General features: G+C 63.0%; 7 protein-coding genes. 2 read left to right on the plus strand and 5 right to left on the minus strand.

Going from position 1 to position 8,473, the window contains the following annotated elements; genetic code table 11:
- On the minus strand, positions 1-1,382 hold a 1,382-nt coding region (locus ABIV12_RS01190), incomplete at its 3' end, for a winged helix-turn-helix domain-containing protein (RefSeq protein WP_348055391.1).
- A 213-nt stretch (positions 1,383-1,595) separates the two neighbouring features.
- Between ABIV12_RS01190 and ABIV12_RS01195 the strand changes: the two genes are divergently transcribed.
- Positions 1,596-3,404, plus strand: coding sequence for a DUF885 domain-containing protein (locus tag ABIV12_RS01195; protein WP_348055393.1), 1,809 nt, complete (start codon positions 1,596-1,598; stop codon positions 3,402-3,404).
- A 242-nt stretch (positions 3,405-3,646) separates the two neighbouring features.
- Here ABIV12_RS01195 and ABIV12_RS01200 read toward each other — a convergent pair whose 3' ends face one another.
- Positions 3,647-4,066, minus strand: coding sequence for a fasciclin domain-containing protein (locus tag ABIV12_RS01200; RefSeq protein WP_348055395.1), 420 nt, complete (start codon positions 4,064-4,066; stop codon positions 3,647-3,649).
- Positions 4,067-4,307: 241 nt separating this feature from the next.
- Here ABIV12_RS01200 and ABIV12_RS01205 point away from each other — a divergent pair, with 241 nt between their 5' ends.
- Positions 4,308-5,174 (plus strand): MerR family transcriptional regulator, encoded by an 867-nt coding sequence (locus ABIV12_RS01205; protein ID WP_348055397.1) that lies wholly within the window; start codon positions 4,308-4,310, stop codon positions 5,172-5,174.
- Between the two features lie 719 nt (positions 5,175-5,893).
- On the opposite strand, the gene ABIV12_RS01210 is transcribed toward ABIV12_RS01205, so the two are convergent.
- The 3 genes from ABIV12_RS01210 to ABIV12_RS01220 form a co-directional block, all read right to left on the minus strand.
- Positions 5,894-6,256 carry a DUF1428 domain-containing protein gene (locus ABIV12_RS01210; protein ID WP_348055399.1) on the minus strand — a complete coding sequence of 121 codons (363 nt, stop codon included), beginning with the start codon at positions 6,254-6,256 and terminating at the stop codon, positions 5,894-5,896.
- A 205-nt stretch (positions 6,257-6,461) separates the two neighbouring features.
- Positions 6,462-7,211, minus strand: coding sequence for a hypothetical protein (locus ABIV12_RS01215; RefSeq protein ID WP_348055401.1), 750 nt, complete (start codon positions 7,209-7,211; stop codon positions 6,462-6,464).
- 271 nt (positions 7,212-7,482) lie between these two features.
- Positions 7,483-8,473 (minus strand): S9 family peptidase (locus ABIV12_RS01220; protein WP_348055403.1); only part of this gene is annotated, 991 nt, incomplete at its 5' end.

Genomic DNA, 8,473 nt, shown 5'->3' on the forward strand with positions numbered 1-8,473 from the left:
GCTTCGACGCGTGCAAGCGCGAGCCGGTCGCCCGCCAGCTCGAACAGGATGCGTGCGCGTGAGAAATCAGCGCGCGCCGCATCGGCATCGTTCCGGATCTGCGCGACGAGTCCGCGTCCCATGGTCGCCTGCCCGAGTTCCGCCGGCTCGTGTCGATTATCGAGCAGCGAGACGGACTCGTCGTAGTACTGCGCAGCCGCATCCAGATGACCTTGGCGGATCGCGACATTGCCGAGGCCATCAAGAACTCGCGCGCGCAGGACCGGATCCGTTTCTTCACGGGTCGACGCGAGCAACGCCTTGAGGCTTGCGGCCGCTGCATCGAATTGGCCGGCGCGAAAGTCGATCTTGGCCAGGCGCAGGTGCACTTCAGGCGACGCCCGCAATGCGGCCGGTGCCGATTCAAGCAAGGCTCGCGCGCCCGCGAGATCGTCGGTCAGCAATGCCGCTTCGGCGCTCGCGAGCAACTTGTCATCCGACCACTGTTGCGGATTGCCGGCATCGGCCGGTGGTGCCTTGCCGATCATCGTTAACAGCCGGTCCACGGCCTCGCGACCGGCGAGCAGCACGTCGGGATTGTGCGTGTCGACGTTGCGCGGCTCCGCGTCGCCGCGCAGCTCCAGGTGAACGCTCCAGCCACTCGGACTCCAGGTGGCGGACGAACTCAACAGGAGGCGCGCGCCAGTCGCATCGCGAATGCTCGCATCATCCTGTGCTGCCGCGCGCGCAACGGCAATGACGTTGTCGCTGGGAATGGCGGGCTGGCCGCCGGCACGCAGACGTGTCGCGATCAATTCCATCAATCCGAAACGCACCCACGACCATTCCGCCGGCGCAACCAGTTCGACCGGCAATACCGCAGCGCTGTCGATTGTTGATGTCGGCGGCGCAGCTGGCGTGTTGCCGCGCTGCAGCCACCACCCGATTGCGAGCAATGCGACTGCGACCAACGCAAACCAGCGCGCTTGTCGGATGAAAAAATGGAATCGCCGAACGCCTTGTTCCCACTCCTGTGCGATCGCAGGTTCGGCGGCCACCAGTTGCGCGGATCCTTCGCCTTCACCGTCGGTGTCGGGCACCGCAACCCAGCCATAGCCGAAACGGGGAATCGTGCGGATCGCGTTCTGCTCGCTGGCACTATCGCCGATTGCGCGACGCGCCTTCATGATGGTCTGTCCGAGCAGGGTGTCGGTGATCTCGACCTTGCCCCACACTGCGGCCACCAGTTCATCGCGGCCGACCGCACGCTGGCGACGCTCCACCAGGTACGCCAGGCAATCGAACACTTTCGGCGGCAACTCCACGCGTTCACCACCCCGCAGCAACTCGCGCGTCGACAGATCGATGCGGCAATCACGAAAGCGGTGGATGTGGTCGGGCACTTCGGTTCGCGCGCAACGGACGATGTCGCCTATTCTCGTGTTCGGCGCGGGGAAACACCAATCAGCGCCCCACCGGTTGCGTCCAGAGCCGATACATGTCGCGCTGACGAGGCGCACGGGACTCTCGATGCAACGTCCCGGCACCGATGGATTTGCGTCTCCTTCCGCGAGCGCCTAGGCTCGTCCATTTCGATCAGAGCGGAGAAGTCGAACATGCGATCGTTGCGCGTCCTCACGTTGTCCACCGTCGTCGCCGCGAGTCTGCTGGCTGCCTGCGCTCCTGATACGCCGTCTGCGCCGCCCCCCGCCGCCGAGGTTGCCTCCGCGCCGGCTGCGCCCGTCGTCAAACCCGACAGCACTGCCGCGCTTGCGTCTGCAGTCGATACGTTTCTCGCAGGCTATTTTCAACACGACCCCGTATCCGCCGCGAGTGCGGGCAAGCACGAATTCGACGGCAAGCTGCCCGACTACAGCCCGGAAGGATTGAAGGCGACCGCCGACTGGCTGCACGGGCAGCGCACCGCGTTCTCCAACTTCGCCGACGACACGCTCGATGCACAGGGACGGTTCCGTCGCGACTATGCACTCGCGGTGATCGACGGCCAATTGTTCCGGCTGGAAGACTCCAATGCGCCGTATTCGAATCCGGGCTACTACGCGGGCGACCTTTCGCCGAGCATGTACCTGACGCGTCCGTATGCTGCGCTACCGGAGCGCATGGCCGCGTTCGTGACCTACCAGGAAGCGCTGCCCAAGGCGCTCGAGCAGATCAAGGGAAATTTCAAGCTGCCGTTGCCGTCGTCGTACATCGATCTGGGTGTCAATTCGTTCGGCGGCTTTGCGAGTTTTTTCAAGAAAGACGTGCCGGCGATTTTTGCCGACGTGAAAGACGACGCGCTGCAGGCACGCTTCAAGGCGAGCAACGCCGCGGCGATCAAGGCTACGCAGGAACTGGCCGACTGGTTGAAGGCGCAGAAGCCCAATGCGACACAGAACTACACACTCGGCGCCGAGAAGTTCGCACGGATGTTGCACGCGACCGAGTTGGTCGACCTGCCGATCGATCAGCTCAAAGCCGCTGGCGAAGCGGACCTTGCACGCAATCTCGCGTCGCTCAAGACCGCGTGCGATCAGTTCGCGCCTGGCAAGAGCCTTGCCGACTGCACCGGCAAGGCAATGGCGGACAAGCCGCAAGGCGGCGCAGTCGAAGGCGCGCGCAAGCAGCTGGTGACGCTGCGTCAGTTCGTGATCGACAAGGATCTCGTGACCATTCCCGGGCCGGAAGAAGCCAAGGCCGAGGAAGCGCCGCCGTTCAATCGCTGGAACCTCGCGTACATCGAGATTCCGGGTCCCTACGAAAAGAACCTGCCGTCGGTGTACTACATCGCACCGGCCGATCCGAGCTGGAGCAAGGCGGACCAGCAGGCCTACATTCCCGGCAAGGACGCGTTGCTGTTCGTCTCGGCGCACGAAGTGTGGCCAGGTCACTTTCTGCAGTTCCTGCACGCGAACCGCGCCAACTGGACATTCGGGCAGTTGTTCGTCGGCTATGCATTTGCAGAGGGCTGGGCGCACTACACCGAGGAAATGATGTTCGATGCGGGCGTGGAAGGCGGAACGCCCGAAGTCCATATCGGCCAGCTCACCAATGCGCTGCTGCGCGACGTTCGCTACCTCTCCGCGATCGGCCTGCATACCGGCGGAATGACCATCGCACAGTCCGAGGAGATGTTCCGCGAAAAAGCATTCCAGGACCCGGGCAATGCACGGCAGCAGGCCGCGCGCGGTACGTATGACCCGGGATATCTCAACTACACGTTGGGCAAGTTGATGATCATGGGATTGCGCAAGGACTGGATTGCCGCGCATCCGGGCCCGCATGCATTGAAGGAATTCAACGACAAGCTGCTGAGCTATGGCGGCCCGCCGATTCCGCTGGTGCGCGCGCAAATGCTGGGTGGAAAGCCTGCAGCGGTGTTATGGAGCGCGGATGAATCGGCGGCGCCTGCGTCCGAAAAGTAGAACCACTTCGGCAGCGCGTTCGGTGCGAACGCGCGGGTGCATCGTTGCAGATCAGCGCAGTGCGTTTCTTTCCCCGCGGCGCTCGGAAAGGATGTGACTGCGAACCTTGCGCGAACAATTGCAGCAAGGCGTTTTGCAAAGACCAATGAAAAGGCCCGCATCGAAACGATGCGGGCCCTGTGTCATCAATCCGCAAACTGCTTCTCGAACGAGGAACCGGACGCGGATGTTCCTCGCGGCGATCAGCCGGCGGGGATCAGCACCTTGTCGATCACGTGGATCACGCCATTGCTGGCGTCGATGTCGGCCTTGGTCACGGTGGCATCGTTGATGTGCACCTTGCCGCCGTCGGTCTTGATCGCCACCTTGGCGCCGTTGACGGTTGCAGCTTCCGACAGCTTGACGACGTCGGCGGAGCCCACTTTGCCGCTGACAACGTGATACGTCAGCACCGCGGTGAGCTTCGCCTTGTTTTCAGGCTTCAGAAGTGTCTCGACCGTACCGGCCGGCAGCGCCTTGAACGCGTCGTCGGTGGGCGCAAAAACAGTGAACGGGCCGGCGCCCTTCAGCGTGTCGACGAGGCCTGCGGCGGTAAGGGCGGCGGCAAGCGTGTTGAACTGGCCGGCAGCAACAGCGGTGTCGACGATATCTTTGGTGGACATGGGATTTTCCTTGAGATTTTGAGAGGAATCGCGGCAGACGCATTGCGTGCGTGCCGCGGAGACGGCGTACGACGGTCAGGACCGCGTCGAATCACGCGCCAACCGTCGTGAACCATGAATGGGAATCGGAGTGCACGCTCCTGACGTGACGTTGTTCGGGCCGCAAAGCATGGCGACTCGCTCGTCACGCGCGGGTTAAACAGTCACTTGTACGGATGTTGTACATTGACGCGTGTACAGCATGACCTCCACTTCGCGCATGACGGGCCTGACCCCGGGCACGCTGCGCGCGTGGGAGCGCCGGCATCGCGTGGTCGAACCTCTGCGCGATGCCGCCGGTCGTCGCGTCTATGACGCCGCGATGATCGAACGCTTGACGCGGTTGCACCGGCTGACCACGCGCGGACATCCGATCCGGCGGCTGACAGGGCTCGACGACGACGCGCTCGACGGCCTCCTCGCAGAGTCCTCGCAGATCGGCTACGGCGGTGTCGACACGCTGTGCGACAGGATGCTCGATGCGGTGATGGGCTACCGCATCGGCGAACTGGATCGCCTGCTGTCCGTCTCCATTGCGACGCTGCCACCGGTGATTCTGGTCACGCGCGTGATCTCGCCGCTGCTGACGCTGGTGGGACAACGCTGGGTGATGGGACAACTCGACATTGCGCAGGAGCGACTGCTCAGCAGCCTGCTGAGGGCGCGGATGATCGCCATCCTCAATCCGCGTCCGAGCGAACGCGGCCCGCGGCTGCTGTTCGCCACGCTGCCCGGCGAGCATCACGAACTCGGCCTGTTGATCGCGGCGCTGATTGCATACGGCGCGGGCGCGCCGCTGCTGTACCTCGGCACCGACTTGCCGGCGCGCGACTTGGCGATCCTCGCCAACGAACTCGGCGCGAAAGCCGTCGCGTTGAGCTGCGTGGATTCAGGCCTTGCCGATGCCGCACTCGTGCAGGTCGCCGAGCTGGTCGCAGCGCTCAAAGGCGATATCGACGTGTGGGTCGGTGGCGCGCAGGCGGACTTCATCTGCCGCAAGCTGGCCGACTCGCGGGTGCGTCGCGTAACCGATCCTGCGTTGATCGAGCGCCTGGTCCGTCGTCTCTAGCGAATCGCCGCGTCCGCTGAGCACAACGAATTCTTGCCGTGTTCAAGGCCGACCAGCTTGCCTACATTCCGCGCGGGGCAGCGCTGCTGTTCGACTCCCCGCACGCGCTGTGGCGAGGCCACTCGCTGCAATGGCTGCATGCGAACCAAGCCCATTGGTAATTCGGTCGGCTCTTCGTCGGCTATCCAAGGGTCGAGCGCTGGGCGCACTCCGCCGAAAAAATCATCTTCGATACGGGGTCGAATGCGGCACGACTGGATTCCATATCGGCTCAACGACAGTCGTCTGTCGCAGCGTTTTTTCGACAGCATCCCGTTCCGCGGTTGCGGGAGCGTTGTCATGAATCTGCAGGAGCGGCTTCAACCGCGATGCCTGGGTGAGAGCATCGCGGCTGAAGCCGCTCCTACAGAATGACCTCGGTCGCTTCATGTCCATTGTGCCGACCGCCGGCGCAGCATGTTGCACTGTGAGGTGCCTTCAACCGTGCAGGTGTTCGAGATCGGCAATCAGGGCTGTTCGTGGCGAGTGTACTCGACGTCTGTGGCGCGTCTTCGCGCTTGACGCCGACATGTCCCGATCGACGAATGCCAACCGCCGGCCGAATTGGACGTCCGTGTGTTCCGCGGGAACAGAGATCCACGCTCGGTCCTCGTCGCCGCGTGGGCGAGCGAAAACCGAGCCGGCCGATGCCCGACCCGGCAACAGGAGTGCCGATCCCGTCAGCCTGCGGACCGAATTTCCGTGACCGGAATGAATCCGCCGAAGACCATCCGCTTGCCGTCGAACGGCGGCTCGGTCGACTGCTTCAATCGCGCGTCTTGCATGAATTTCTTCTTTCCGGCATCGCGGGTGGCTTTGTCCGGCCACTCGATCCATGAAAAAACGACCGACTCGCCGTCCTTCGCTTGCACAGAGCGGCGGAAGTCGGTGACCTTGCCGTCGGGCACGTCATCGCCCCAGCATTCGAGGACGCGAAGTGCACCGCACTCGATGAAGATCGGATCGAGCAGATTGGCATGCGCGATGAACGCCTCGCGATTGGCGTCGGGTACGGCGATGAGAAAGCCGTCGATGTAGGACATGGAGTGTCTCTTTCAGGATGCATGCCGGATTGCCATTCGGCACCTGTGCGAGTTGCCTTGTCCAAACGACGATCGAGGACAACCCGAATCGACATTTCATCGCGTCGATCCATCCTGTCGTGCAAATCGCGACTGCCCAGATGATCGTGAGCGCGCGGACCCGCGACGGCGCGGTGTCGGACAGCCTGTGCAGCCCCTCCGAAGGCTAGACCGCATCCTCGCGCCGACGGCTGATCTCGACGGACACGATGAGGATCGCGAGCAACACAGCCGACGATCCAATCGTTCCGAGGCCCAACGCGCCGCTGTCGGTCGGCTTCGTGAGGAAGTCGCCGAAGGTGGCGCCCAGTGGCCGGGTCAGCACGAACGCCAGCCAGAACAGCGCGACGCGATTCCATCGGGTGAGCACCGATGCGACGGCGATTGCAGCGATGACCGAGCCGACAAGGATCGCGCCACCGAGAAAGCCGAGTCCGGAGTCGTCCGCAAGAAAATCGCCCAGTGCCGTTCCGAGCGTATTGGAGAACAGAATCGCCACCCAGTAGAAGAGTTCCGCCCGACGTGTGGTGATCGACTCCACCGACAGCGAGCCCTCCACAGCACGCCACGCGAGCAACACGGCCGCAAGGCTCGCCGCGATGATCGTTGAACCGGCTGCATAACCAAGACCCAGACTCCGGTCCATGAAGTCGGACAACGTGGTTCCGGCAGTGCTCGTGAGCAGCACGACACTCCAGAAAAGAAACGGGCGGAATGACCGCGCTGCAAGCTGGAATCCGAGCGCGATCGCAAAGAGGCCGACGAGGATGATCGAGCTCACCGCGTAGCCGAGGCCCAGCGTCATCGAGAACAGATCGCCCGCGGTTTCTCCAAGCGTGGTTGCCGCGATCTTGGTCACCCAGAACGCCAGCGTCACGGCTGCCACTTTGTTCGTCGTTCGTTCGCTGTCTGTCATCGATCGTCACCGTGCGCGTCGAACGCAAGCGTAGCGGGCATGGCTTAAGCCATTCTTAGGTTGGCACTGTTCGCGCTGCGCATCGTGTCGTTCGCAATCGCATGATGTCGATGCTGCGCTCGCCCATTCGATAATGCGCAAACCAACGCGCTACGCCTGTCCTTTGCGTGGGCGGCGGGACAACGACAGGCGGTTTGTCCCGCGCAGCGCGACACTGCGACTTCCCCTTTTGTGTGCTTCGTGGTTCCGGTGTTTGCTTGTCTCTCGCAGATCAGGGTGCGCCGTGCGCGCCAATGTTGTGATCGAGAAACGCGAGCAGTTTGACGAACAGCTCTTCTGTGTTCTTCTCGTCGTAGAACCCGTGACCTTCGGTGCGCTGATAAAGCCACTCATGCTGGATATGCGCCTTGTTCATCGCCGACCGCATCGACTCGCCCTGCACCGGTGGAACACGCTGGTCCTGACCGCCGACGATCAACATCACTTTCGCCTTGAGGCGATCGAGGTGGGCAATCGGGGAACGGTCCCATTGCACCGATTCGTCTTCGCCGAGCACGGTCTTGAGATAGTTGTCGCCATAGCTCGACTGCGGAATGTCGCCGCGCGTGAACATCATGCGCAGGTCGTACACACCGACATAGCCGATCGCGCACTGGTACAGATCCGGTTCCTTCACCGCGCCCTCAAGCGCCGCATACCCGCCGTAGCTGCCGCCGAAGATGCAGATCCTCTTCGGGTCGGCGATGCCTTGCGCGACCGCCCAATGTGTCGCGTCGGTGACATCGTCCTGCATGCGCCCGCCCCACTCGCGGTGACCGGCCAGCTCGAATGCATGGCCATACCCGCCAGAGCCGCGAAAGTTCACCTGCAGCACTGCATACCCGCGGCTCGCCATCATCTGGACCTTCGGATCGAAGCCCCAGTCATCGCGAATCCCATACGGACCGCCGTGGACGAACACGACCATCGGCAGCTGTTTAGCCGTTTCGTGTTGCGGCGGTCGGGTCAGGTAACCGTGCAGCGGAAGCCCATCACGTGACTTCAGCGCAATGGGCTCGGAGGTGGCCATCTGTTCGGGTTTGATCCACGGGCGATTGCCGAGCAGGAATGTCGCCTTTTTCGTCTTCGCGTCGAGCAGGAAGAACTGGCCTGGATTGCGATCGCCCATCGCCTCGAACACCGAACGGCTGCCGTCGAACGAGCTGCTCGTCAGGCGCACGTCCTCGCCCGGAAACTGCTGCATCATCGCGGCAAGCAGCTTT

The sequence above is a fragment of the Dokdonella sp. genome, assembly GCF_039926425.1.
GTDB lineage: Bacteria > Pseudomonadota > Gammaproteobacteria > Xanthomonadales > Rhodanobacteraceae > Dokdonella_A.

What these genes read in the sequence shown, in the direction of transcription:
- ABIV12_RS01205 (WP_348055397.1), top strand. Translation starts at nt 4,308, where the DNA reads ATGACCTCCACTTCGCGCATGACGGGCCTGACCCCGGGCACGCTGCGC.
- ABIV12_RS01200 (WP_348055395.1), bottom strand. Translation starts at nt 4,066, where the DNA reads ATGTCCACCAAAGATATCGTCGACACCGCTGTTGCTGCCGGCCAGTTC.
- ABIV12_RS01210 (WP_348055399.1), bottom strand. Translation starts at nt 6,256, where the DNA reads ATGTCCTACATCGACGGCTTTCTCATCGCCGTACCCGACGCCAATCGC.
- ABIV12_RS01215 (WP_348055401.1), bottom strand. Translation starts at nt 7,211, where the DNA reads ATGACAGACAGCGAACGAACGACGAACAAAGTGGCAGCCGTGACGCTG.
- ABIV12_RS01195 (WP_348055393.1), top strand. Translation starts at nt 1,596, where the DNA reads ATGCGATCGTTGCGCGTCCTCACGTTGTCCACCGTCGTCGCCGCGAGT.